A 25,322-nucleotide genomic window follows, 5' to 3' on the forward strand; every position below is an offset into this window, starting at 1 on the left:
TTCCAGTCTTTTTTTACTACTACAACCGGTCTAAGACGGTAACAATATCTCTATATCTTTCTTTTAATTATATCCATCTATTTAAATTAACTAATTATTATTAGGTAAGTTTTATGTTGCGTAAAATGCCACTTATTTTAATGGCTATTATCCATAGCTATCATATTGTTAAACCCACTAATGAGTTTAGAAGTACAAAGGTTATTGTATTCAATAAGTCTATCTATTAAATCTATATAATTGGATTATTTCTGCCTTTAATTATTTTTGGCTTACTTTTTAAATCTGTTGTAATGCTAGCCAAAGATGCAATACGTATAGTTTTCTTAATATTATTACTAGTATGTGGGTCTAATTTTTGTTCTACCTGCATAAGTCATTATGTAGGTATATACATATATCAATTCGATTTATCAATGATCTCTCCTATAGAAAATGATAGCTTAAAGCCTTTATGGTTGCTTTAATTTTCCTAATATTGTTTCTAATGATCAAATCGTATTTAGTAGTATTAATCTTAGGCTTTATTTCTTCAAAATTGTGTGCTGAAGTTGCAATTGGATTGGCTTGCAAGCTAGAAGCAGTTGTTGCAAAAATATTGCGATTGTTTATCTATATAATTCCCTTATTTATAATGGGCTTTATCGTAAAACTACAGTTTGATGAAGTATTAGATATAATTATTAAAGATTATATGTTCATTTTTGTGACGATCGCATTTGCTCAGTTTGGTTATATCTTTCTTGCTTATTTTAAGTAACTGTCGAGTTAAGGAATTCATAGCTAGCCTCAGTAATATGATGCCAGTGTCTATGAGTGGACTTAGTGCAATGTCTAGTGTTATAAGTATGCCACTTAGTATAATAGGAGCGGAAAATAATACAAATAATAAAGCACTCGCTCGTACCGTTGTCCAATAACAGTAAATATACATCTTGTTGGCGATTGTTTTGTTATACCGATTTTGGCTTATACTATACTAAAAAGTTATGGATTAGCTGAACCTACTTTATTTAATTATTTTATTTTTACTTTTTATTTTGTATTGGCAAAATTTTCAGTAGCACCTAACCAGGTGGCGGAATTATTGTAATGCTCCCTATACTTGAACAATATCTAGGTTTTAATACTAATATGATGTCTCTGATTACAGCTCTTTTTATATCTTATTTGATCCTGTGATCACTTGTGCTAATGTTTTAGGAAATGGTGCTTTTGTTAAACTGATAGATAATATTAGTGTAACTCAGAAAGCTTAATTTAAACAAATTTGCATGGAGCAAGTCATGTTCCACCATGAGCATTAATAAATATTTTAGCCATAGGACTAGGTTTCTCAAAATAAAATACTCTAGGTTCTTGCGTGCAGAAAATTAAATTATTTGTATTTTTAGATATTTTAGGGCAAAAATTAATAAGAACGCAAGAGCCTAATATCTCTTTTTCTTTTAAAGTAATTGTTGAATTATCTATATTTGATAAATTTGTGTTCCTTGAATTATTATTTTTTTACGAAGAATTAGTGAATTTTTTAACCAAATCTCAAATATTAATTAGATAATTGATTTAAAAGAGAAAAAGCATATAATCTTTGTGTGGAAAGTGATATATTGGTAATAAATTATGATGTGGTTATTAATTGCGATTGGTTTAACCGTTGCGGTTCTTATTATAGGGGTAGTGTCGATGGTTATCGGAGGAAAGTTTGATAAGAAATTTAGTTCAAAGTTAATGACTTTAAGAGTTTTTTTTCAGGCAGTTGCTATATTTTTATTGATTATAATGTATTTTTATAAAGTTAATTTATAAATGTCTGAAAATAACTCAAAAGCTACTTAATCGATTTCTCTAATTTCTTCACGTAATTCTTCCCATTTGTCTAAAATTTCTTCTAATGTAACTTCTTCGACTTTTTTCTCTCCATCTTCAAAGTCCTTTAAGTCTCTAATCAGTTTCTCTAGCTTTAATAATGAAATTTTTTTTTCATTATACTGATCGCTACAATGTTCTTCGAGTTGTTCGGCAATTTCTTCAATATCACCCCAATGCATTATTATTCCTCCTTAATTTTATGTAAGCCTTATTTATTAACATGTTATCTGATATTTGCTATTATTTTTTACTAAATATTATTAATTCAACAAATTATTGCAAATAGGTGAGTTTATTATGCAACTATTGCTGGAATTAGGCAGGTTTGCTTTCTTTACATTTTGGTGATTTTATGGTATTTTAAAATAAAATATTAAGATTTTATTATGTCAATATTACCGATAGTAACGGCACCTGATGAAAGATTAAAGCAGAAATCTCAGCCGGTTTTAGAGTTTACCGATCAAACACGAAAATTTATGGATGATATGCTTAAAACTATGTACCATAAAGACGGTGCAGGGCTTGCAGCAGTACAAGTAGGGGTATTGAAACGTATTTTAGTAATTGATATAAAAGATCATGATTCGGTAGCAAGACCAAAAGATTTTTATCCGCTTTTTATAGTGAATCCTGAAATAATAGAAAAATCAGAAGAACTAGTTACGGCTAACGAAGGTTGTATCTCATTACCAGAGCAACGTATTGAGGTGGCAAGACCGGAATCTATAAAGATTAGGTGTTTAGACTATCATGGTAAATCGCAAGAGCTTCAAGCAAATGATTGGCTTGCAAGAGTGATCCAGCATGAGTATGATCATTTAGAAGGTAAGCTTATGATTGATTATTTAAGTAATTTAAAACGAGATGTAGTACTTCGTAAGCTTAAGAAACTCAAAAATAATATAGTGTGAAAGTAATCTTTATGGGAACGCCTGAATTCGCTGTTCCCGCTCTTAAAAAACTTATAACTCATCACGAAGTTAAAGCTGTTTTTACACAGCAACCTAAAGCTAAGGGCAGAGGACTTAACTTAGCTAAATCTCCAATACATCAATTAGCATTTGAGCATCAAATTCCTGTTTATACTCCTTCTACTCTTCGTAATGATGTAATAAATCTAATTAATAAAGTTAATGCTGATATTATAGTTGTTATTGCATATGGTTTTATTGTGCCGCAAGCTATATTAGAAGCTAAGAAATACGGCTGTCTTAATATCCATCCATCCGATTTGCCTCGTCACAGAGGAGCGGCTCCTCTGCAGCGTACTATTATAGAGGGTGACCGGAAAAGTAGTGTATGTATTATGCGTATGGATACAGGGCTTGATACAGGTGATATATTGATGAAAGAAGATTTTGATTTAGAAGAAAGAACAACATTGGAAGAACTGCATAACAAATGTGCAAATCTCGGAGCGGAGTTATTAATTAAAATACTTGCAAATATCGATAATATAGTACCAATAAAACAGTCAAGTGACGGCGTTACGTATGCTCATAAATTAACTAAAGAAGAAGGAAAAATTAATTGGCATGAATCCGCATATAAAATAGATTGTAAAATAAGGGGCATGAATCCTTGGCCCGGAGCATATTTTAGTTATAATGATAAAATAATTAAAATCCTTGAAGCAGAATATTTAAATGCGGATCATCACTTTACTTCCGGTACCGTTATTAGCGATAAGCTGGAAATAGCTTGTGGAAGCGGTATATTACGAGTGAAAAAACTGCAGCAAGAGAGTAAAAAAGCTTTGAATATAGAAGAATTTTTACGTGGTACAAATATTTTAAAAGATACAGTATTAAAATAACAGTATTATTATGGGTAAAGATAAAAAAGAAGTTAGGTTTAATGATAATTGAGACGTTAAGGAGTGTACCTCAAAGCTTGAAAAGAATAGTGATATTTATTCTGTAAAAAGGAAAGTAATTAATATAGTAGATGATGAAGTAGAGGATCAAACTAAGCTATTTACGGAAACTCAATTTCTTGTGAAAAAAACTCCACATGGTAAAACATCTCAATATGAAATTAGCGGCTTTATTAACAAAGCCGCCGAACATATAAACGATCCAAAGCAAATAAAAGAAATTTCAAAATTACGCTCATGCCGCATTTGCTGATTTACAGAAAAATATTTTAGGTAAATTTAATAAGAACGGTAATTTAAGTATCACTAAAGATTTTGCAATTGATGAAAATCTAGTCTTTAGAAAAGACGGTAATTTATTGTTTGTTAAAACGCAAAGCGGTTTGATAAACAGAGAAGGAGAAATGACAGTAGTAAATCATGTTTTACAAAAAGGCAGATTTTTGTTTGAAGATTTAGGCGGTAAGGTAGATACAAAATTAGGGACCGCAAATCTAAACAAAAAGCCGACAAAGCCTACTTTAAAAAGAGGTTTAAATAACTTTAAGCCCTCTCATTAAGAAATAAAATTAAAATTATTTGAAATTAGTGTTTGACAAGCTTTAAAAATATAGATATAAAATCATCACACAAAGTTTGAAACGTAAAGCTTTGTAGCTGTTTAAAAAGTTGATAAAGCTAAAAACTAAATACACTGCGATAATAAAAATTTATATCGTGAGTAGATGCTGAAAATAATTGTGAAATTAATTCTGTATGCATCGTGTAATCTCAAGTTAAAAGCATAAGTAAATATAATAAGAGCATTTGGTGGATGCCTTGGCACTAGAAGGCGATGAAGGACGTAATACGCTGCGATAAGCTTCGGGGAGTTGCGAATAAACTTTGATCCGAAGATTTCCGAATAGGGAAACCCACCTAATTTATTAGGTATTGTATAGTGAATACATAGCTATATGAGGCAAACCCAGCGAACTGAAATATCTAAGTAGCTGGAGGAAAGGACATCAACCGAGACTCCGTTAGTAGTGACGAGCGAATGCGGACCAGGCCAGTGGCTTCAAAAAAATAACTAAAACAACATGGAAAGGTTGACCATAGAGGGTGATAGTCCCGTATAGGTAAAAAGTTTGAAGCCCTTGAGTAAGGCGGGACACGTGAAATCCTGTTTGAACATAGGGGGACCACCCTCTAAGCCTAAGTACTCTCTAGTGACCGATAGTGAACAAGTACCGTGAGGGAAAGGTGAAAAGTACCCCGACAAGGGGAGTGAAATAGTATCTGAAACCAAATGCTTACAAGCAGTCGGAGCAAGCGTATTTATATGTCTTGTGACGGCGTACCTTTTGTATAATGGGTCAGCGACTTAGTTTATCTAGCAAGCTTAAGCCGTTAGGTGTAGGCGTAGCGAAAGCGAGTCTGAATAGGGCGTTTAGTTAGATGAATTAGACCCGAAACCGGGTGATCTAGCCATGGCCAGGTTGAAAGCGGAGTAAAATCCACTGAAGGACCGAACCCACTACTGTTGAAAAAGTAGGGGATGAGCTGTGGTTAGGGGTGAAAGGCCAAGCAAACTCGGATATAGCTGGTTCTCCGCGAAATCTATTTAGGTAGAGCGTTATAGCGATTACCATCGAAGGTAGAGCACTGAATGAGCTAGGGGGTCCCACAGACTTACCAAACTCAATCAAACTCCGAATGTCGATGAGTACAGCATAGCAGACAGACTATGGGTGCTAAGGTCCATAGTCGAGAGGGAAAAAGCCCAGACCGCCATCTAAGGTCCCTAAATCATGACTAAGTGTTAAAGGATGTGAGAAGACCAAAACAACTAGGATGTTGGCTTAGAAGCAGCCATCATTTAAAGAAAGCGTAATAGCTCACTAGTCTAAATAAGTTTTCTTGCGCCAACAATGTAACGGGGCTCAAGTCATGTACCGAAGATGCGGGTTTATGCATTTGGCATAAATGGTAGCGGAGCGTTCCGTAAGCCTGCGAAGGTGAACCGTAAGGTTTGCTGGAGGTATCGGAAGTGAGAATGCTGACATAAGTAGCGATAAAGAATGTGAGAAACATTCTCGCCGAAAGTCCAAGGGTTCTTGCGTAAAGTTAATCTGCGCAAGGTTAGTCGGCCCCTAAGATGAGGCTGAAAGGCGTAATTGATGGGAATCAGGTTAATATTCCTGAACCTGAAGGATGTGACGACAATAGTAAATTGTACAGTCTTATTGGATTGATTGTGCGGTGAATATTTTCCAGGAAATAACACCTTCATTATAGACCGTACCCGAAACCGACACAGGTGGACAGGTAGAGTATACCAAGGCGCTTGAGAGAACGATGCTGAAGGAACTAGGCAAATTGCATCTGTAACTTCGGAAGAAAGATGACCTGTATATGGGCAACCATGTGCAGGTGGCACAAGCTAGGGGGTAGCGACTGTTTATTAAAAACACAGGGCTCTGCAAAGTCAATAGACGACGTATAGGGTCTGACGCCTGCCCAGTGCTGGAAGATTAAAAGGAGGGGTGCAAGCTCTGAATTGAAGTCCCAGTGAACGGCGGCCGTAACTATGACGGTCCTAAGGTAGCGAAATTCCTTGTCGGGTAAGTTCCGACCCGCACGAATGGCGTAACGATTTCCCCACTGTCTCCAGTATCGACTCAGCGAAATTGAATTCTCCGTGAAGATGCGGAGTTCCCGCGGTCAGACGGAAAGACCCCGTGAACCTTTACTATAGCTTTGCACTGGTGTTAGGAATCAGATGTGCAGGATAGGTGGGAGACTACGAAGCGAAGGCGTCAGCCTTTGTGGAGTCACCCTTGAGATACCACCCTTTTGGTTCTTGACATCTAACCGAGATCCTTGAATCAGGATCCGAGACAATGCATGGTGGGTAGTTTGACTGGGGCGGTCGCCTCCCAAAGAGTAACGGAGGCGCGCGATGGTTAGCTCAGGTTGGTCGGAAATCAACTTTTAGAGTGCAATGGCATAAGCTAGCCTGACTGCGAGTCTGACAAGACGAGCAGAGACGAAAGTCGGTCATAGTGATCCGGTGGTCCCGAGTGGAAGGGCCATCGCTCAACGAATAAAAGGTACTCCGGGGATAACAGGCTGATGATTTCCAAGCGTCCATAGCGACGAAATCGTTTGGCACCTCGATGTCGGCTCATCACATCCTGGGGCTGAAGAAGGTCCCAAGGGTTCGGCTGTTCGCCGATTAAAGTGGTACGTGAGCTGGGTTTAGAACGTCGTGAGACAGTTCGGTCCCTATCTGCCGTGGGTGTAGGAAGTTTGAGAGGATCTGCCTTTAGTACGAGAGGACCGAGGTGGACGTACCCCTGGTGGACCAGTTGTCGTGCCAACGGCACAGCTGGGTAGCTAAGTACGGAAGGGATAACCGCTGAATGCATCTAAGCAGGAAACCCACCTCAAAACTAGACTTCCCCATTAGAGCCGTGGAAGACCACCACGTTGATAGGTCGGGTGTGGAAGCACAGTAATGTGTGTAGCTAACCGATACTAATAGCTCGATTGATTTACTTTGCTGTGAGATTACATATGCATATAGTGTTAATGTTATAAGAGTGTAGTATCAACTCACAAAGTTATCAGGTTAAATAGCTTTATCAACTAATAAAAATGTTATTGCATCACTAATGTTATACTGTAGCCCCGCCACGATATCTAGCAAAAATTATTTTGCTGAGTATCGTAGTAAAAGTTAAGATATGATGTTAAGAATTTTTTTGAGTCGTGCAACAACATTAACAGCAAACTATAATACAAATCTATCTTTTTAAAAGTTTGTATTGCTAGCTTGGTGGTTATAGCATGAGTGAAACACACGATCCCATCCCGAACTCGAACGTGAAACCTCGTAGCGCTAATGGTACTATGTCATAAGGCATGGGAGAGTAAGTCGCTGCCAAGCTTGCAATGCAAATTTTTAATTATCTTTCTTTCTCTTTATGAGATATTTTATATTCATAATTTTTACCTTTCTCTATATTAGTAATGCTTACGCTTATTTGAGAGTGACCAAATGGCACAGTAATTAATGAAGGTGGAATTTTAACTCAAGAAGGTTATCTTCTACAAGATACTCAAACAAGCTTAGGTGATCAACATCGTTTATTAAAAAAACGAGATATTAATACTGAAAATCCTTCATATTTTAATGGAAAATTAGCAGTAATTTCATCTTCTGGTTCTGAAAATTGGTATCATTGGCTACTACAAGTTTTGCCTAGATTAATTATATTAAAAGAATCAGCTCTTGAATATGATCGTATCTATATTAATAATTTAAAATATTCATGGCAAATTAAGTCATTAGAAATAGTATTAAATTATTTAAATATACCGGAAAATAAGCTTTTTGTAGTAAAATAGTGACTGTATAATTCAAGCTACTAGACTAATTGTTCCATCTGTACCGTTTATTCCAGTACAAGGTACGCCTTTGCCTTTATGGTTAAAAAAAGATTTAAGAAATATTTTTATTAAAGATAATAGTAAAGCATACGATAAAATATATATTGCTCGTAAATACGCTTCTACCCGCAAAATAGTTAATGAAGAGGAATTAATAGAAAAAATTGAGAGATTCGGTTTTAAAGTAATATATCTAGAGCTATCCTCCCCGTATGAACAGGCCCAGCTTTTTAATAAAGCAAAAATAATAGTTGGGCCGCACGGATCAGGATTTGCTAACTTTCATTTTTGCGGCTCCAAAATGCAAAGTAGTAGAGATTGATTATGGTACAACTCCCTCTAGAAGTTGTTATAAAAGAATGGCAAATTATATGTCATGCGATTATTATCCTTTTTATGTAGATCAGACAACAGACGAGCATTTAGAAGACGATATAAAGATCAATATTGATGAATTTATTAAGTTTCTTAGAGGTCCTGTAAATAAATTTTAATTAGTAATTAAAGAGCTTTTTTAGCGAAAATTGATAAGATTTTTGAAAGAATATAGTAAATCATCTTAACTTAGGTGAGATTTATAAGAAATTAAAAGATAAAATAGAAATCGTACTTAATTTAAGGTGATTTACTATAATATCCATTTCAACCTCTCAAGGAAGTTAATTCTTAAAATCATTATTGAATAAATAAGATTCGCTATTCATTTCATTTAGTCTTGAAATAGTGCGTTTAAATTCTGCGGCTCGTGCTGAACCTTGATATATTTTATTTGGGTTATCTTCTAGGCTCATAAATAAGAGTATTTTATAGAAATAGGCATTATCGATAAAGTTGATAAATCTAACGGCTGTATTTGTATCGTTAGCATCGATAGTATGAACGTTCCCCACTATAATAACGTTGAAATTTTGGCAAATATTAACATAATCGATATAGCTTAAGTCTCTTGTACATAATTCATTATAATCTGTTACTAATATTCTTTTATGCACTTTTTGAAAGGATATTTCTCTACCTAGAACCTGTATATTTTGAGGAGCAAGATTATTATCACTAATATCCGTGATAATTTTTTCAAGTTTGTTTTGGTTTTCTAAAGTTAAAGGATAAATTATCCTTGCCTCTTTAAATCCTAACGCTTTATCAAATCGATAATCATGGTGATTATCTAGATATTTAACATAAAATGTATTATTGATTATCTTTATAAAAGGTAAGAAAGATTCTCGTTGTAATCCGTCTTTGTACAGATTATTGGGACTCGTGTTAGAAGTTATAAAAATAAAAATATTTTGCTTTATTAATGCATTAAATAATCTACCGATTATCATTGCATTAGTAATATCTTTAATTTCAAACTCATCTATACATAACACTTTAGTTTGTTTAGCATAGTTTTTAGCAATTTTAGGGATGACATCTTTCTGATTTGCTGTTTGTAATTTATGCATAGATTTATGAATTTCCTGCATAAAGTTCTGATAATGTATTATTATTTTAGGTGTGGTTAATTCTTCAAAAAAAGAATTCATGAGCATAGTTTTACCGTTGCCCACCGGACCGTATAAATAAATTCCGCTTTTTAAGTTGTTTTGATTAAAGAATTTGAATAAACTTTTAGGCTTATTAAGTGCTGCTGCCAGCTGTTTTAATTCTTCTCGTAAAGCAGTTTGTTTTGAATCTAGTATTAATGAAATAGAGGATTTAATCATCCAAAATATTTTTTATCTAGTTTGTTATAGGTTTTTTCTAAAATGTCGTTCCTAGCTAAAAGCAGGAAGGCTTTGTTGCGTGGATCAATTTCACCTCCGTCATCCCGTGGTCGTAGCCACGGGATCCAGTGAAAAATGCTAACCTTTAGCGTTTTTTTGTTATTTTTGCTAGATTGCCACGCTCCTTTTAGTCGCTCGCAATGACGGTTGTGATTATTATTTCCTACATAAAAGCGTTGCATCGCCGTAGCTAAAAAAACGCATTGCTTCTTTTATAGCATATTTATATAATTCATGCATCTCTTTAAATCCGGCAAAAGCACATATAAGCATAAATAAAGTAGATTTAGGAAAATGGAAATTAGTAAGTAGCATATCGGCTGTTTGAAATTTAAAACCTGGGGTTATGAAAATATCGGTTTCAAAGCTACCTGCTTTTACGATGCCGTTATTGCAAGAACTCTCAAGTGTTCTAAGTGTTGTAGTGCCGACTGCGATAATACGTTTCCCTTCTTGCTTTGCTTTATTGATGATTTCAGCAGTATCAGGAGTAATAGAGCAATATTCGGTATGCATTTTATGTTCATGAATATTTTCGGTTTTTACAGGTAAAAAAGTTCCAGCTCCCACATGTAATGTTAAAAATGTAGCTTGTATGCCTTCTGCCTTAAGCTTATTAAGTATATCCTTTGTAAAATGCAAGCCTGCCGTCGGTGCTGCAACTGAACCTTCTATTTGGCTATAGACAGTTTGATAGCGGTCGTTGTCGTTTTGGAGTGTTTGTCATTCCGTGGTTTGACCACGGTATCCAGTCATTATTTAAATATTTTTTGGATCCTGTGGTCGTAGCCACGGGATGACATAATGAGTGTGAACGCCTAATATAAACCGGTAGCGGCATCTCACCGTATTTATTTAAGAACTCGAATACAGAAATATCATTAAGCTCAAATTTTACTTTAATCTCACCCATTGCAAGTTTTTCGGTAATAATTACCTTATGATTATCAAAATAAAATTCATCATTTACATGAAGCTTTCGAGCTGGTTTAGCAAAAGCCGACCAACTATCATCTGATAATTTTTGATTCAAATTTATTGTAATATTTTTCCCCAAATTTAACTTTGCTTTTATTACCTTACTATTATTAAAGACTAATAAGTCCCCTTCTTTTAAGTAATCTATTATGTTGTAGAATTTGGTTTTAATAGGCGGCGTAACAGCAATTAGTAAATCTGAGTTATCACGTTCACTAGATGGATATTGTGCGATCAGTTCGCTTGGTAAATCAAAGTCAAAATCAGATAGTTTCATTGTTTAAATATTAGTGTAGTGGCTAAAAAAGTGATTATAACATCATATGACAATATTTAATATAATATTTTAGTTTATTGATTGCTTACTAATAAATAAACTATTTGTTGATAAAATAATTTTTTTCTGTACGATACAAAATACTATCAATTGAATCATTAAGGGAAATACTATGATAACCGATGATATCATTAGAAATAAATTTCATGAGATATTAAGCAGTAAAGATATAGAAGAACAGCAAAGTATGGGATTTAATAATATATATAAAATAAAAAGATATGAAGATATGAATTTTTTAGAGAAAGTTTTGTCAAAGAATTCAAAGCTTTGATTGAAGATCCAAATACAAATATTTCTAGTGTGTACAATATGGCATACTGCACTGTAGATAAAATAGCAAGATCTCCTGACACTGCTATAGTTAAAGCAATTTGTCAAGGTGATTATGATTTAGTTGATAGTATTTTAACCGCTTTAAATATTGATCCAAATACAGAAGTATATACATTGGAAGGTGAGGCTCAATCTTTTTTATATTTTGTGTGTCATAATAATCAGAAAGGGATAGTAAGGCTTTTACTTGCACAAGGTGCAAATATAATCCTTGACCACAACAGAGCGGTATGACCGTTTTTCACACTGCCCTAACAGCTCAACATTTTGATATAGCAGCATTTCTAATTGAAAATGGTGCGGATCCTAATTACGTAACAGGTGACAATATGACTTATTTAGAAATATGTACGTTCCTATACCTAAATATAGCCATGGTAACTAAATTGTTCGCGTATGGTGCTAATCCGGATATACTCGATCCTGACGGTCAAATGGTCCGACAAGGAAGCAATTTATGAACCTTTGAAAGCTCTTTTAACGCTTAAATCCGCATTTCGTAAGAATGATTACAAGAAAATTAAGGTTATTGACAAGAAAGATTTAGCTGCATTTGTTCAATGGAAAGCAGCAATATTACCGGTTGCAAAAGATGTTTTTGAGGATGAGTATATTAAAAGCCTATTAGAACTATATAAATGGTCAAATGAGTTTGGATTCGGATGATTCTATAAAACAACCATTAATAGAATTAGGAGAAAAGATAGCTAAATTGATACCGCCTTTAGAGTTTTTATGTATTTTAAAAATTGAAGATATTATTGATAGTAACGCTACAGATAAGATAGAATTACTTGAGAGTGTAATAAAAGCGATGACAGAGCACGGACCACTTAAAGTTGAAGCAACAGGAGAAACAGTGGCTCATAATGATTTAGTTTAAAGGTTGAGGCTGGTATTATGTCATTCCTGCTTTCACAGGAATGACATAATACATAGGTAATACCTCCTCACACTATTAACCCTTTAACTTGAGAGTTCCATAATTTTTGATATAGCTTACTATTTTTTAGTAATGCTGCATGGCTACCGTCATCGATTATACTTCCCTTTTCAAAAACTAAAATTCTATCCATATTGAGTAAAGTAGATAATCTGTGGGCAATGACTATCACGGTTTTATTTTGCATTAAATAATCTATTGACTCTTGAATCAGGCTTTCCGTCTTGCTATCTAAGCTACTTGTTGCTTCATCGAGAATTAAAATAGGAGCATTTTTTAAGATGGCTCTTGCTATGATAATTTTTTGACGCTGACCGCCTGATAAGTTATTCCCCCGTTCACCGCACATAGTATCGTAACCGTCCGGTAGATTATCGATAACATCATGAATATGTGCAGCTTTTGCTGCTTCTATAACCTCCTCAAGAGTAGCTTCTTTTTTTCCGTATCTGATATTGTCCAAAATGGTACGATGAAAAAGCACCGGTTCTTGAGGTATAAGGCTAATGGCTTTTCTTAAAGAATCTTGAGTTACGTTTTTAATATTTTGATTATCTATTAAAATCATTCCTTCTTCTATATCATGTAACCTAGTGAGTAAACTAATAAAAGTGGTTTTCCCTGAACCTGAAAATCCCACTAGTCCTACTTTTTGTTTACTCGGTATTAATACCGATTTATTATAAAATAGATTGTTATTATGATGATAATTAAATGTAACATTTCTAAATTCAATAACCCCTTCTTTGATATCTAATGGAGTAGCGTTTTCAATATCAGTTATAATATGTGGTGCCATTAAAGATAAGCCTTGATTAAATGCCCCGACCTGCTCGAACATATCACCGATTTCTTGCGTTAAATCCCAAATATCGTCTGCTACATTTATACATAATGTTAGCACTAATACGCAATCACCTATGCTTATAGATAATTCGCTACGAATTTTAGATAAATAATAAATCATTATAAAAATCATTATTGAACAAGAAGTCCCAAGAGCATAACGCAATTTGAACATAAAGAATTGCATAGTCTGCTCATCGGCTACGGCATTTTCTACTCTTGTTTCTAGATATTGACGTTCAAATTTATGGGCTGTAAACATTCTAACCGCATTAATGTTGCTAATTGCATCTACGATACTACCGGCAACAAAAGATTGGCTTTTAGCATAATTTAATGAGTATTTATTGATTTTATCCGAGAAAAGAACACTAAGTCCTAAAAAAAACGTAATCCATAAAATAAATATCGTAGCAAAAACGTAATGTACCGAATATAAAGCAATTAATGCAAATACAATAATAGCGAGTTTACGAAGAATTTTTTCACCGAATATTGAAATAATCATCTCAAACGATCTTGCAGTTTCGGTAATACGATTGCTAATATGTCCTGCTAGATTATCCTGAAAGAATTTATGGCTATGATATTGGGTATAATTATAAAGTTCATTTAGTATTTTCCCTTTTATTACGGGCATAGTCTTGATATACAAATAATCATATGAACGGTATGCTATATTAATACTCTCCCACCAAAGAGCATAAAATACTGCCCAGTAAATCATGGAAGATAAAAGATTATTAGCGTTCTCATCGCTGAAAGATTCTATTAAATCAATGATTTTCTGAAGTAATATACTATCAATCGCCGGAATTATACCAAGTAAAATACAAATTACAGTCAATAAAGTCATTTTAACTTTATCGAATTTTAAAAAATAAATACCTAAGCTAAATGTTGATTTAGATAAAGTAGGGTATTTTATCACGATAATGTACCTCGATTTTAAAATAATATATTGATTCGTGTTATTTTGGAGCATATTTTAATTTAATTATTTTGCAAAAATATACCTAAAAATATTAAATCTGTGGAAAATAATAAACAAGCCTTGCTTCTTACCTTAAATAATGCTACAAAGTTCAGAAAATAACTTCAACATCATTAGAAATGCAAGAAAAAGAATTATCTAATAATTTTTTAGAAGAACAAGAAAAGTCTACGGAAGACGATTCTCCGTTCTTTGATGTAAAATATATTTGTCAAGCAAGTTTATTAATTACGGATTCTATCCGAAAAGGGTATGATGTAACGCAATTGCCCAATGGTGATATTAATGTTACAGAAGTAAGAATAGTAAATGTTCATTATAATTGGAACTCCGAAAAAGGAAAATTTGTTAAAGCTAATCAGATAGAATTTAATAATAGCAAAGGTGGATGATTAAATCAAATACTGTATACTCGTTTAATTTGAAAAATTGGCTACGTCGTCCTATAAGTACTGTGGTACTTACGTATTAAGTATACGTTATTACATTGGAAGTATATTGTTATTGCCACAAAGCTTATTATCTTAAAACAGCAGCTTAAATATGGAATTTGATCAAGTATTATTATCAAGGATTCAATTTGCTTTTACCATAAGTTTTCATATAATATTCCCTGCTTTTACTATAGGGCTTGCAAGCTTTTTAGCGGTAATTGAAGGGTTATGGTTAAAAACAAAAAAGCCGGTTTATCAAGAAATATACAAATTTTGGGTGAAGATTTTTGCCGTTACTTTCGGTATGGGAGTAGTTTCGGGCGTTGTAATGTCTTATCAATTCGGTACTAACTGGTCGAATTTTTCAGATAAGGTTGGAAATGTCCTCGGTCCGCTTCTCGGTTTTGAAGTATTTACTGCCTTTTTCCTCGAATCTTCTTTTTTAGGTATAATGTTATTCGGCTTTAATAAAGTCAGTAAAAAAGTACATTTTATTTCTACGTTAATAGTTGCCGTTGGTACTGTAATCTCAGCTTTTTGGATACTTGCAGCTAGTAGCTGGATGCATACGCCTGCTGGTTTTGAACTGCGAGGCGAAGGATTCTTTTATCCTTTAAATTGGCTAGAAATTATCTTTAACTCTTCTTTCCCATATCGCTTTTTCCATATGATTACGGCGGCTTATTTAACTACTTCTTTTGTTATCGGTGGTGTAGCTAGCTTTTATTTACTAAATAATCGTTATAAAGAGCATGCTAAAATTATGCTTTTTATGGCGGTGTTAATGGCGTTAATCGTTGCACCTATTCAAATAGTTATTGGTGATCTGCATGGTTTAAATACTCTTAAATATCAGCCGGTCAAGGTCTCGGCTATGGAAGGTATTTGGAATACAGCAAAAGGAGCAGCTTTTAATCTTATCGGCTTTCCTGACGGGGAAGAAGAGAAAACAAAATATGCTGTAGAAATACCTTATGCTAGTAGTTTAATCTTAACGCATAGCTTAGACGGTGAAGTGAAAGGATTAAAAGAATGGACAAAAGAAGAGCGTCCGCCGGTTGCAGTAGTATTTTTTAGCTTTCGTATTATGGTAGGAATCGGTTGCTTAATGGTATTTACAGGTATTGCGGGGTTATATCTTTACTTGAAGAAAAGATTATATACTACACATTGGTTTCAATATTGGTATATATTAATGTCACCTTCAGGTTTTATTGCAGTACTTGCCGGTTGGTTCGTAACCGAGGTAGGTAGACAACCTTATATAGTATATAATATTTTAAAAACCGTGGATACGGTATCACCGGTACTCGGCAAATATGTATTTATTTCTCTAATTGCTTTTATAGTAGTGTATGTGCTCATTTTCGGAGCGGGTATATATTATATAATGCATTTGATAAAGAAAGGTATAGAAGCGATAGATAATAAAGAAATGTACGGAGAGAGTGGTTTGAATAACCCATTATTAGAAAAGTAATAAGCTTATGTTAAATTTTGCACCTTATATAGATTTACCGCTTGTTTGGGGTGTGCTTATAGCTACCGCTATTTGTTTATATGTTTTATTAGACGGTTTTGATTTAGGAGTAGGAATCTTATTTCCGTTTGCACCTACCGATGATTGCCGTCATAAAATGATCAATTCTATTGCTCCTTTTTGGGACGGTAACGAAACTTGGTTAGTACTTGGCGGCGGTGGTTTATTTGCGGCTTTCCCGTTGGCATATTCGCTATTAATGCCGGCTTTATATATTCCTATTATATTGATGTTACTCGGTCTAATATTTCGTGGTGTGGCTTTTGAATTCCGTTTTAAGGCTCATATAGGTCATCGTTATATTTGGGACTACGCTTTTCATTTCGGTTCTATGCTTGCTGTTTTTTGTCAAGGTTTAATGCTTGGTACGTTTGTCCAAGGAATAGAGATAGAAGGACGAGAATTTGCGGGAGGAAGCTTTGATTTTCTTACTCCCTTTTCCGTTATGACGGGGATAGCATTAATATTCGGTTATGCACTCCTGGGTGCTACTTGGCTTATTCTGAAAACAGAAAAGACAACACAAGATTGGGCTTATAAATCTGCTTTATATATTTTATTTTACGTTGCACTTTTTATGGGGCTTGTAAGCTTATGGGTTCCTTTCTTAAATAACCACATACATCATCGTTGGTTTAGTGTACCTAATATTTACTATTTATCTATTGTACCTATTGTAACTGCTTTAATATTTATCAAGTTAATTAAAGCCGTTAAGCAGAAAAAAGAAGTAAAGCCGTTTATTTATACGATCTTGTTATTTTTATTAGGATATTTAGGGCTCGCGATAAGCATATGGCCATATATCGTTCCTTATAAAGTTACGCTTGAAACTGCAGCAGCAGCGCCGGAGTCACAGTCTTTACTGTTGATAGGGGCTGGGATATTCCTACCTGTCATACTTGGCTACACATTCTATTGTTATTATATATTCCGTGGCAAATCATCTCATCATCCAATATATTAAAAAATTTAAAAAAATAACCTCTTGTCTCAAAGGGTGGCAATGGTTTATTATCCTATGGCTTAGCGGATTATTATCCACATTACTTTTAACTTATGTAGTTAAGCTGGTGTTTAGGGTGATAGTAGGAATATAACCTTGACAAAACGTACTGTTTATAGTACGTTATTAATATTAAGTCTCACTAACTATAAGGAAAAAATAATGGAAATATATAATACAAGCGAAGCAAGAAGTAAGCTTTATAAACTTATAGATTATGTTTCTGATGTACACAAACCTGTTTATATTAAAGGTAAAAGAAATAATGTAGTTATAATTTCAGAAGAAGATTATCGTAATATGGAAGAAACTTTATATTTATTATCTATTCCAAATATGCACAAGTCTATAATTGCAGGACGAGCAGAGCCTATAGAAAAGTGTAGCGATAAATTAAATTGGTAATTTTTTATAAATGTATATAATTCGTTATACTACACAAGCACAAAAAGATGCTAAGAAAATAGTGCAAGCCGGTTTAAAGAATAAAGTAGAAGTTTTATTAAACATAGTTAGTACTGATCCTTGGAAAATTTACCCTCCATATGAAAAGCTCGTTGGTGACTTTAGCGGTTGCTATTCAAGAAGAATTAATATTCAACATAGGTTGGTTTATGAAGTTTATAAACAAGAAAAAGTTGTAAAAATTCTTAGAATGTATACGCATTATGAATAAGTCGTTAACTGAAAAAATCTCAGCATTTATTATTACCAAAAATGAATCCGCAAGGGTAGCACGAGCTATAAATAGCGTAAAAAATATTACTGATGAGGTGATAGTGGTCGATAGCGAAAGTACTGATGATACGGTAGCAATAGCTGAAAAATTAGGAGCAAAGGTAGTAATAAAACCGTGGCTTGGTTATGTAGGACAGAAATCTTTTGCCGAAAGCCTTTGCGTAAATGATTGGGTTCTTAATATTGATGCCGATGAGGAGTTGTCTAAAGAGTTACAAGACGAAATAGAGTATATTTTTGCCTCTCATAATCAAGATCGTTATTTAGCTTATCAAATAAAGCTGTTAATAATGCATCGTAATGACCAAAAGCCACGAATGTTTGCTCCATTTAATAAATGTACTCGGTTGTATAATACAAAATTTGCAAGCTTTGCAAATACCGTAAATAGTACTACTCATGATTCGGTAATATTTAATAAAGATGTTGATTTTGCAGGTAAAATTTATCTATTAAATGAAGCTGCTTATCATTACTCGGGTACTTCAATTGAGCAGTTGGTCACTAAAGCAAATTTTTATTCTAGCGAGCAAGTAAAAGATTTAGTTAAGCAAGGAAAAAAGCTTTCAAATTTTCGTTTAACAACTGAAATGATATGGTGGTTTTTTAAAGCGTTTTTTATCAGACGCTATTTTGTATTTGGTTTTGACGGTTTTGTAGATTCAATAATTTTTGCTGTTGCAAGATTTCTAAGGCTTGCGAAGTTAAGAGAGTCATCGCTTAAATCAAAAAACGTCATTGCGAGCGACTATAAGAAGCGTGGCAATCTCATGAAGTAATATAAAATTCCTGAGATTGCCGCGTCGATGCTATGCATCTCCGCGCAATGACGATTTAGAAAATAAAAGATACATTATGAAAGAAAATTTTAATGTTAGTAAATTAAAAAACGGTTTGACAATTTTAACATATAATATGTCTTATGTTAACTCGGTAGCAATAAATTTAATTGCTAAAGTTGGAGCACGTTATGAGAATGCAGAAGAGGAAGGCATATCTCACTTTCTTGAGCATATGGCTTTTAAAGGTACAAAAACTAGAACGGCAAAACAGATAGCAGAAGAGTTTGACTCTATAGGCGGACATTTTAATGCCTATACCGGTCATGAGAATACGGTATATTATGCACGAGTCTTGTCTGAAAATTGTGATAAAGCACTTAATATACTTGCCGATATAATTCAAAATTCTATTTTTGCTGATGAGGAAATAGCTAAGGAATATCAGGTGATCATGCAGGAAATTGCTCATCATCAGGATAATCCAGATGACCTAGTATATGAGAAATTTTATAATAAAGTTTATAGAGAACAACCATTGGGTAAGTCAATCTTAGGTACTGCTAAAACCCTTGCAACTTTTACGAAAGAACATTTTTTTAATTTTATAGATAAACATTATAATGCTGAAAATCTCTATTTATCAATTGCTGGTAATATTGATCATGATAAAATAGTAATTATAGCGGAACAGTTATTTTCTGCTTTGAAGCAAGGAGTCAAAAGTAGCTTTATTCCGGCAAAATATATAGGTGGAAACGGCTTTATTAATAAGGAGTTAGAGCAAACTAGTTTAGTGCTAGGGTTTGAAGGTACATCATATATTAATTTAGAAAAGCTTTACCAAACCCATCTACTTTCTATAATATTCGGTGGCGGTATGTCATCGCGTTTATTTCAAAGTATTCGTGAGAAATTAGGTTTAGCATATGCAGTAGGTAGTTATAATAGTGCTTATTTTGATAGTGGAGTGTTTATAATTTATGCATCCACTGCACATGATAAATTAGAATTATTATATAGAGAGATTAAAAACGCAATAATAAAAATGACTGAACAAGTAAGCACAGAAGAGATTCTTAGAGCTAAAACACAACTGCGTAGTAATGTACAAATGGCTCAAGAGAAAAATACCTATAAGTCAGAAGAAATAGGTAAAAATTATTCTGTTTTCGGTAAATATATTTCTCCTGAAGAGATTATGGAAATTATCATGAGCATAAAAGCTGATGATATTATTAATACGGCAAATAAAATATTTAGTGGCACTACTACGTCGGCAATTATCGGTCCGAATGATCTTCAAGGATTTTAATGATATGCTTGTGTGGATCCCAGAGTCGTCATTGCGAGCGGCCGTAGGCTGCGTGGCAATCTCATGAAATAATAACAAGCTCCTGAGATTGCTTCGTCAATTACTTCGTAATTTTCTCGCAATGACGAGGAAAATGAATTTTGAGACAAATAAATGAAAAAAAAAATATATGAAGGTTCAAGTAAAATTTTATATTCTGCCGAAGAAGATTTTTTACTTATAATGGCTTTTTCCGATAAGGCTATTTTAGAAACCGGTGAGACTGTTGATATATCAGGTAAAGGAGTACTTAATAATAATATTTCTTCCTTTCTAATGGATAAACTGGAAATGATCGGCATTGAAAATCATTTTATCGAAAAAATAAATATGAGGGAGCAATTAATTCAATATGTCGAAGTTTTCCCGATACAAGTAATAATATCATCAGTAGCGTGCAGTAGATTTGTAAAAGAATTCGGAATGGATGAAGGGTATGTATTTGATAAACCTATCATTGATTTTAAGGTCCGAAGTCGTGAATTTAAATATCCGATAGTTAATGAGTATCAAATATTAAATTTCGGCTGGTTAACTAGGGATGAAATTAAAGCGGTAAAAGAGCAGGCTTTGCGTATATATGATTTTCTAAGCGGCTTATTTATTGGTGTCGGGATTCGGCTTGTTGAGTGTAAATTAGAATTTGGGCGTGTGTTTAACGGTGAAGAATCTATCATTATGTTAACTGATGAAATTAGTCCGGATAATTGTAGATTATGGCATATTAACAGTAATGAAAAATTGGGATTTGAATTGCTCGAAAAAGAACCAAATAAGGTTTTTGAATCATATCAGCTAATAGCTGATCGTTTAAAAGAAAAATAAATATATTTTTTAAGCGATATATGCTATTTTGGACTGTTTAAGGTTTTATTACAAAGTTCGGTTTTTCGTCATTGCGAGGAAAATTACAAAGTAATTGACGAAGCAATCTCACAGGATATTTGACGAGATTGCCACGCAGCCTACGGCTGCTCGCAATGACGATTAGGTGTCTACTCAGGAACAACATTTCTGATTTTTAATAATTTTTTACAGTCAAAAAGATGAAAATACGATTTATTATAATAAGCTTTATAGTTCTAATCCTAGTAGGGTGGGGATATGCTGCCTATAAATTTGAACATCAAAGTAAAGAAAATATTATCTCTATTCTTGATAAATATGAAGAATATATAACTTATGATGCAATAAAAGTTAATAAACATGGATTTAGTGTTACTTTAAATAAAGTAATGTTAAAACCTATAGATTTTTATTTTGATGAAATAGTTATTAGACATATACCGTTTTTGAATATTACAAAAATTGATTCTTACGGAAATAATGTAAAAATTACTACCGCTCAAGATGAAAAAAATATTTTTTACTCACCTGATCATCATACAACAATTTGGTTTAGAAAATCTTTGTTTAATAGAGAGCCTGATTATTGGAAATTAAGCTTGAGTGACAATAAATCAACTCTTTATAGTTCTCTAGATGCAGAAAAATTAGCAGAGAGTGATATTAGTAATTCTGTAATTACTAATACTAAGACATCGGATAACCTTAATTTGTTAATTTTGGATGGAAAAAATACTGTTTCTTTTATTTCTGAAAATTACAGAAGAAATTTATATGATAAAATTTTTGAATTTTTGAGAGATAAAATAGCTAATAACTCTGATACTGCTTTCTTTGTCAAACCAGAGTATGGTTTGACAAAGTTAGATATATTGAATTTACCTGTTTCTTATAATTCCAAATTAAAACTAAAATATAGTGATGAGTTAGTAGCTCTTGGGAAATTATTAATTCAAAATTTTTCTCTAGATCAAAAGCAAGATGAGAATATGCATGCTGTTATTTTTATGCAGATGTTAGGAGAATTAGTAAAAGGTAAGCCGTTTTTATTTGCTTGTGATATTGAAAGAAAAGGAAAAGTAGAAAGTAATGCATATAAATTAAATATAGAAAAAGATAAAATTTTTGCTTTTGCTTTAAATATTAAATCTACTATAGAACCTTCTGAAACATACCAAAAAACGGCAGCTGAAGCTTTAGGAAGCTACTTTAGTAATGGTTTAAACAAAAGAGCTGAGTTAGATAAAATTTTTAAACTAACTAGCCCTATTACTCAAGAAGATGGGGAAAGAGTAATGGGTGTTTTTGCAAAAATAAATAATTCCGAATTTAATTTAAAAGGTGAGTTTGATCCTGAAGCAAAAAAATTATCCGGTAAAACTAATCTTGTAATGGATGATTTTAATTTTGCTATTGATATTGATATGCCTACTATAGATAATCCTCTGAATCTAGAAAGCGTAATAAAATTATCGGATCCGAGTGCGGTTATAAATAATTTTGTGCATTATACTAATAATGCTATTGTACCGGTGCTTAATAAAATAGCAGATTCTAAGGAATTTGCTTTAAATCTAGGAAAACAATCTTCAGTAATAAAGCAATACGGTTTTAGGGCAATAGAAGTTTTTAGTAAAAATTCTGAATTAAAAGACGGTGAATCTTTAGTAGTTGATGTAAAAAATAAAGACGCCGGACTAACCTTTAACGATAAAGCTATTGATCAGATCCTTAGTGATGCAAGAGTATTAGAATTTATGAATGCCATGGCTATGATAGATCAAGAAAGAAAGTAGTCTTCTAAGTGTCATTCCTGCTTTTGCAGGAATGACATAAGAGCTACGAGATAAGGTCCACAAGTAAAAAATTTGAAGAAAAAATAAGTTATAAAAGAATGATTAATATTTCCTTTCCCGATGGGAGTATAAAACAATTTGCAAAAAACATTACCGCCTATGAAGTAGCAAATGCAATTTCAATGTCACTTGCTAAAGCAGCAATAGTTGCTGAAATAAACGGTGAGCTTCAAGACTTAAGTATCGTAATTGAAAATGATTGCAAGCTTCGTATTTTAACTGCGAAAGATCCTGAATGTCTCGAGATAATAAGGCACGATGCGGCACATTTAACAGCAGAAGCAGTAAAGGAACTATTCCCTGAAACTCAGGTAACAATTGGTCCTGCAATTGAAAACGGTTATTATTACGATTTTGCTCGTGATAAACCTTGGACCACTGATGATTTAGCCGTTATAGAAGCTAAAATGCAAGAACTTTCACAAAAGAACGAGAAAGTAACAAGAGAGCTATGGGATAGGGATAAAGCCGTAGAGTTTTTTAAATCGATAGGAGAGCATTATAAAGCCGAAATTATTGCTTCAATTCCGGCAGGTGAGCCAATTACTTTATACAGGCAAGGTAATTTTATTGATCTATGCCGAGGTCCGCATGCTCCTTCTACAGGGGTTGTTAAGCATTTTAAGTTGATGAAAGTTGCAGGAGCGTATTGGCGAGGTGATAGTCGTAATGAGATGTTGCAGCGTATATACGGTACTGCTTGGGCCACGAAGGAGCAGCTAGATAGTTACCTCTTGATGCTTGAAGAAGCCGAAAAGCGTGATCATAGAAAGCTTGGGCGTGAGCTTGATTTATTCCACTTCCAAGAAGAAGCTCAAGGAATGGTATTTTGGCATGATAAAGGCTGGAGTATATATAATACCATTGAGCAGTATATTAGGAAAAAGATTCGTAAAAACGGTTATACCGAAGTTAAGACTCCTGTTTTGGTCGATAAAAGCCTTTGGGAGGTTTCAGGACATTGGGCAAAGTTTCGTGATGATATGTTTGTGTTAGAAACAGACGACAAGACATTAGCTTTGAAGCCGATGAACTGTCCTTGCCACGTGCAGATTTTCAAACAAGGTATCAAGAGTTATCGTGATTTACCTCTTCGTATGTCGGAGTTTGGTTTGTGCCATCGTAATGAGGCGTCCGGTGCGTTGCACGGTTTAATGAGGGTGCGGAGTTTAGTGCAAGACGATGCACATATATTTTGTGCTGAGGAACAAATTACCGATGAAACGGTTAGTTTTTGTAAATTACTGACTGAAGTTTATAAGGATTTCGGCTTTACTGATATAAAGGTAAAATTCTCTGATCGTCCTGAAGTCAGAGCAGGGAGCGATGAAGTTTGGGATAAGGCTGAGAATGCTTTAAAAGAAGCAGTAGAACAAGCAGGGTTTACTTATACACTAAACCCAGGTGAGGGGGCATTTTACGGTCCGAAGCTTGAGTTTGTATTAACCGATGCGATAGGGCGGCAATGGCAATGCGGTACGCTTCAGATGGATTTTGTTTTGCCGGAGCGGTTAGACGCTAGCTATGTTGCAGCAAGCGGAGAGAAAAAAAGACCCGTAATGCTACATAGAGCGATCCTTGGCTCACTTGAGCGTTTTATTGGTATATTGATCGAAGAATATGCAGGTAGGTTTCCGCTTTGGCTTGCACCAGTGCAGGTTGCTATTGCAACTATTACCAGCGATTTGAACGATTACGCTTTGGAAGTGCAGAAAGCTTTAATTGATAACGGGGTAAGAACGGATTTTAATATCTCACCTGATAAAATTAACTATAAGATTCGTGAGTTTTCTAATCAAAAAATACCGATGATTGCAGTAATCGGTAAACAAGAGCAAGAAAATAAACAAGTAGCGATTAGAAGGCTCGGAACTACTGACCAAGAAGTATTATCGGTTGAGCAGTTAATAGCTGTGGTTAAAGAAGAGAATGAGAAATATTTGTAGATTTTAAATCTAAAGGATGATATAAGATAATAATACGTATCATAGGGATATGATATCCCAATTAGGAAAAATCCTAAGGAGATTATGTGAGAACTATTATTAATATAGCTGATTCGCAAATTAAAATTCTAGATAAACTATCCAAGAAAAAAATATCAAGAGATAAGATTATGGGGCAAGCTTTAACTAGTTACATTGCTAGTAATGACCACAATAATAAGGCATTTCGCTTTTGGACTTTGGAAAGATAAAAATCTAGATAGTTTAGAATATCAGGCTAAATTACGTAATGAGTGGAACGAATGAAAGCTACCTTTGATATTAATATATTAATAGATTATCTACAATAATGTCATTCCGTTGATCGCACATGGGTGACAACTTAAGGATCGATGTCATTCCCGCGAAGGCGGGAATCCAGGGTAAAGC

General features: G+C 33.7%; 26 protein-coding genes, 2 rRNA genes and 7 pseudogenes. 29 read left to right on the top strand and 6 right to left on the bottom strand.

What is annotated here, in order from left to right; genetic code table 11:
* Positions 1 to 100: 100 nt before the first annotated feature.
* Positions 101 to 373: pseudogene (locus RMA_RS11890) on the bottom strand (hypothetical protein).
* 114 nt (positions 374 to 487) lie between these two features.
* Here RMA_RS11890 and RMA_RS10565 point away from each other — a divergent pair.
* The 5 genes and pseudogenes from RMA_RS10565 (at position 488) to RMA_RS01490 (ending at position 1,809) form a co-directional block, all read left to right on the top strand.
* Entirely contained in the window at positions 488 to 760 is a 273-nt protein-coding gene (locus RMA_RS10565; RefSeq protein ID WP_238375516.1) for a hypothetical protein, read from the top strand.
* Between the two features lie 52 nt (positions 761 to 812).
* A complete protein-coding gene (locus RMA_RS01480) occupies positions 813 to 920 on the top strand; it encodes a transporter (RefSeq protein WP_238375517.1) in 108 nt (35 codons plus the stop codon).
* A gap of 44 nt (positions 921 to 964) precedes the next feature.
* A pseudogene (locus RMA_RS11895) lies at positions 965 to 1,259 on the top strand (cation:dicarboxylate symporter family transporter).
* 104 nt (positions 1,260 to 1,363) lie between these two features.
* Positions 1,364 to 1,483 (top strand): annotated as a pseudogene (locus RMA_RS10570) (peptide deformylase); the annotation flags it as partial.
* Positions 1,484 to 1,623: 140 nt separating this feature from the next.
* The gene (locus RMA_RS01490; protein ID WP_014365340.1) at positions 1,624 to 1,809 is read left to right on the top strand and encodes a twin transmembrane helix small protein; all 186 of its coding nucleotides are present in this window, start codon (positions 1,624 to 1,626) and stop codon (positions 1,807 to 1,809) included.
* 26 nt (positions 1,810 to 1,835) lie between these two features.
* Here RMA_RS01490 and RMA_RS01495 read toward each other — a convergent pair whose 3' ends face one another.
* Positions 1,836 to 2,051 (bottom strand): Fe-S cluster assembly protein IscX, encoded by a 216-nt coding sequence (locus tag RMA_RS01495; RefSeq protein WP_010976937.1) that lies wholly within the window; start codon positions 2,049 to 2,051, stop codon positions 1,836 to 1,838.
* Positions 2,052 to 2,258: 207 nt separating this feature from the next.
* On the opposite strand from RMA_RS01495, the gene def reads away from it, so the two are divergent.
* The 8 genes and pseudogenes from def (at position 2,259) to RMA_RS11640 (ending at position 8,682) form a co-directional block, all read left to right on the top strand.
* Positions 2,259 to 2,786 carry a peptide deformylase gene (gene def / locus RMA_RS01500; protein WP_041404541.1) on the top strand — a complete coding sequence of 176 codons (528 nt, stop codon included), beginning with the start codon at positions 2,259 to 2,261 and terminating at the stop codon, positions 2,784 to 2,786.
* The gene (gene fmt / locus RMA_RS01505; protein WP_012152528.1) at positions 2,783 to 3,691 is read left to right on the top strand and encodes a methionyl-tRNA formyltransferase; all 909 of its coding nucleotides are present in this window, start codon (positions 2,783 to 2,785) and stop codon (positions 3,689 to 3,691) included. The genes def and fmt overlap by 4 nt, the downstream gene beginning before the upstream one ends.
* Positions 3,692 to 3,872: 181 nt before the next feature.
* Positions 3,873 to 4,311 (top strand): annotated as a pseudogene (locus tag RMA_RS01510) (hypothetical protein).
* A 226-nt stretch (positions 4,312 to 4,537) separates the two neighbouring features.
* Positions 4,538 to 7,298 (top strand): 23S ribosomal RNA (locus RMA_RS01515).
* Between the two features lie 272 nt (positions 7,299 to 7,570).
* Positions 7,571 to 7,685, top strand: a 5S ribosomal RNA gene (gene rrf / locus RMA_RS01520).
* A 311-nt stretch (positions 7,686 to 7,996) separates the two neighbouring features.
* The gene (locus tag RMA_RS10575; protein WP_238375518.1) at positions 7,997 to 8,146 is read left to right on the top strand and encodes a hypothetical protein; all 150 of its coding nucleotides are present in this window, start codon (positions 7,997 to 7,999) and stop codon (positions 8,144 to 8,146) included.
* Between the two features lie 70 nt (positions 8,147 to 8,216).
* On the top strand, positions 8,217 to 8,510 hold the full coding sequence (locus tag RMA_RS10580) for a glycosyltransferase family 61 protein (RefSeq protein ID WP_238375519.1): 294 nt from the start codon (positions 8,217 to 8,219) through the stop codon (positions 8,508 to 8,510).
* A gap of 37 nt (positions 8,511 to 8,547) precedes the next feature.
* Entirely contained in the window at positions 8,548 to 8,682 is a 135-nt protein-coding gene (locus tag RMA_RS11640) for a hypothetical protein (protein ID WP_269208680.1), read from the top strand.
* Positions 8,683 to 8,847: 165 nt separating this feature from the next.
* On the opposite strand, the gene zapE is transcribed toward RMA_RS11640, so the two are convergent.
* The 3 genes and pseudogenes from zapE to queA form a co-directional block, all read right to left on the bottom strand.
* A complete protein-coding gene (gene zapE / locus RMA_RS01530) occupies positions 8,848 to 9,900 on the bottom strand; it encodes a cell division protein ZapE (RefSeq protein WP_041404543.1) in 1,053 nt (350 codons plus the stop codon).
* Positions 9,897 to 10,142 carry a hypothetical protein gene (locus tag RMA_RS08015; protein WP_081427863.1) on the bottom strand — a complete coding sequence of 82 codons (246 nt, stop codon included), beginning with the start codon at positions 10,140 to 10,142 and terminating at the stop codon, positions 9,897 to 9,899. Before RMA_RS08015 ends, zapE begins: the two co-directional genes overlap by 4 nt.
* A pseudogene (gene queA / locus RMA_RS01540) lies at positions 10,117 to 11,215 on the bottom strand (tRNA preQ1(34) S-adenosylmethionine ribosyltransferase-isomerase QueA). The gene RMA_RS08015 and the pseudogene queA overlap by 26 nt, the downstream one beginning before the upstream one ends.
* A gap of 172 nt (positions 11,216 to 11,387) precedes the next feature.
* On the opposite strand from queA, the pseudogene RMA_RS10585 reads away from it, so the two are divergent.
* The 5 genes and pseudogenes from RMA_RS10585 to RMA_RS10605 all read left to right on the top strand — a co-directional run.
* Positions 11,388 to 11,554: pseudogene (locus RMA_RS10585) on the top strand (ankyrin repeat domain-containing protein); the annotation flags it as partial.
* A 33-nt stretch (positions 11,555 to 11,587) separates the two neighbouring features.
* The gene (locus RMA_RS10590; protein WP_238375521.1) at positions 11,588 to 11,845 is read left to right on the top strand and encodes a hypothetical protein; all 258 of its coding nucleotides are present in this window, start codon (positions 11,588 to 11,590) and stop codon (positions 11,843 to 11,845) included.
* Positions 11,842 to 12,072 carry an ankyrin repeat domain-containing protein gene (locus RMA_RS10595; RefSeq protein WP_238375522.1) on the top strand — a complete coding sequence of 77 codons (231 nt, stop codon included), beginning with the start codon at positions 11,842 to 11,844 and terminating at the stop codon, positions 12,070 to 12,072. The genes RMA_RS10590 and RMA_RS10595 overlap by 4 nt, the downstream gene beginning before the upstream one ends.
* Positions 12,073 to 12,076: 4 nt before the next feature.
* Positions 12,077 to 12,277: a hypothetical protein gene (locus RMA_RS10600; protein WP_238375523.1), complete on the top strand. Its 201-nt coding sequence runs from the start codon at positions 12,077 to 12,079 to the stop codon at positions 12,275 to 12,277.
* Positions 12,258 to 12,494, top strand: a complete 237-nt coding sequence (locus RMA_RS10605; RefSeq protein ID WP_041404544.1) for a hypothetical protein — start codon at positions 12,258 to 12,260, stop codon at positions 12,492 to 12,494. Before RMA_RS10600 ends, RMA_RS10605 begins: the two co-directional genes overlap by 20 nt.
* Positions 12,495 to 12,561: 67 nt before the next feature.
* Here the strand turns inward: RMA_RS10605 and RMA_RS01570 are convergent, their stop codons facing one another.
* Entirely contained in the window at positions 12,562 to 14,331 is a 1,770-nt protein-coding gene (locus tag RMA_RS01570) for an ABC transporter ATP-binding protein (protein WP_041404545.1), read from the bottom strand.
* A 182-nt stretch (positions 14,332 to 14,513) separates the two neighbouring features.
* Here RMA_RS01570 and RMA_RS01575 point away from each other — a divergent pair, with 182 nt between their 5' ends.
* The 11 genes and pseudogenes from RMA_RS01575 (at position 14,514) to RMA_RS01625 (ending at position 25,199) form a co-directional block, all read left to right on the top strand.
* On the top strand, positions 14,514 to 14,786 hold the full coding sequence (locus tag RMA_RS01575) for a DUF2671 domain-containing protein (RefSeq protein WP_041404546.1): 273 nt from the start codon (positions 14,514 to 14,516) through the stop codon (positions 14,784 to 14,786).
* Between the two features lie 151 nt (positions 14,787 to 14,937).
* On the top strand, positions 14,938 to 16,308 hold the full coding sequence (locus RMA_RS01580; RefSeq protein ID WP_012152534.1) for a cytochrome ubiquinol oxidase subunit I: 1,371 nt from the start codon (positions 14,938 to 14,940) through the stop codon (positions 16,306 to 16,308).
* Between the two features lie 7 nt (positions 16,309 to 16,315).
* Complete coding sequence (gene cydB, locus RMA_RS01585; RefSeq protein WP_012152535.1) at positions 16,316 to 17,335, top strand: cytochrome d ubiquinol oxidase subunit II; 1,020 nt, start codon at positions 16,316 to 16,318, stop codon at positions 17,333 to 17,335.
* A 201-nt stretch (positions 17,336 to 17,536) separates the two neighbouring features.
* A complete protein-coding gene (locus RMA_RS01590; protein ID WP_041404547.1) occupies positions 17,537 to 17,779 on the top strand; it encodes a type II toxin-antitoxin system Phd/YefM family antitoxin in 243 nt (80 codons plus the stop codon).
* 10 nt (positions 17,780 to 17,789) lie between these two features.
* Positions 17,790 to 18,050, top strand: a complete 261-nt coding sequence (locus tag RMA_RS01595; protein WP_012152537.1) for a Txe/YoeB family addiction module toxin — start codon at positions 17,790 to 17,792, stop codon at positions 18,048 to 18,050.
* The gene (locus RMA_RS01600) at positions 18,043 to 18,891 is read left to right on the top strand and encodes a glycosyltransferase family 2 protein (protein WP_041404548.1); all 849 of its coding nucleotides are present in this window, start codon (positions 18,043 to 18,045) and stop codon (positions 18,889 to 18,891) included. The genes RMA_RS01595 and RMA_RS01600 overlap by 8 nt, the downstream gene beginning before the upstream one ends.
* 76 nt (positions 18,892 to 18,967) lie before the next feature.
* The gene (locus RMA_RS01605; protein WP_041404549.1) at positions 18,968 to 20,206 is read left to right on the top strand and encodes a M16 family metallopeptidase; all 1,239 of its coding nucleotides are present in this window, start codon (positions 18,968 to 18,970) and stop codon (positions 20,204 to 20,206) included.
* Between the two features lie 153 nt (positions 20,207 to 20,359).
* Entirely contained in the window at positions 20,360 to 21,070 is a 711-nt protein-coding gene (locus tag RMA_RS01610; protein WP_012152540.1) for a phosphoribosylaminoimidazolesuccinocarboxamide synthase, read from the top strand.
* Between the two features lie 221 nt (positions 21,071 to 21,291).
* Positions 21,292 to 22,887 carry a hypothetical protein gene (locus RMA_RS01615; protein WP_012152541.1) on the top strand — a complete coding sequence of 532 codons (1,596 nt, stop codon included), beginning with the start codon at positions 21,292 to 21,294 and terminating at the stop codon, positions 22,885 to 22,887.
* Between the two features lie 98 nt (positions 22,888 to 22,985).
* On the top strand, positions 22,986 to 24,893 hold the full coding sequence (thrS, locus tag RMA_RS01620) for a threonine--tRNA ligase (protein WP_041404550.1): 1,908 nt from the start codon (positions 22,986 to 22,988) through the stop codon (positions 24,891 to 24,893).
* 86 nt (positions 24,894 to 24,979) lie between these two features.
* Positions 24,980 to 25,199 (top strand): annotated as a pseudogene (locus RMA_RS01625) (hypothetical protein).
* Positions 25,200 to 25,322: the final 123 nt, after the last annotated feature.

It is taken from the genome of Rickettsia massiliae MTU5 (assembly GCF_000016625.1).
Taxonomy (GTDB): Bacteria; Pseudomonadota; Alphaproteobacteria; order Rickettsiales; family Rickettsiaceae; genus Rickettsia; species Rickettsia rickettsii.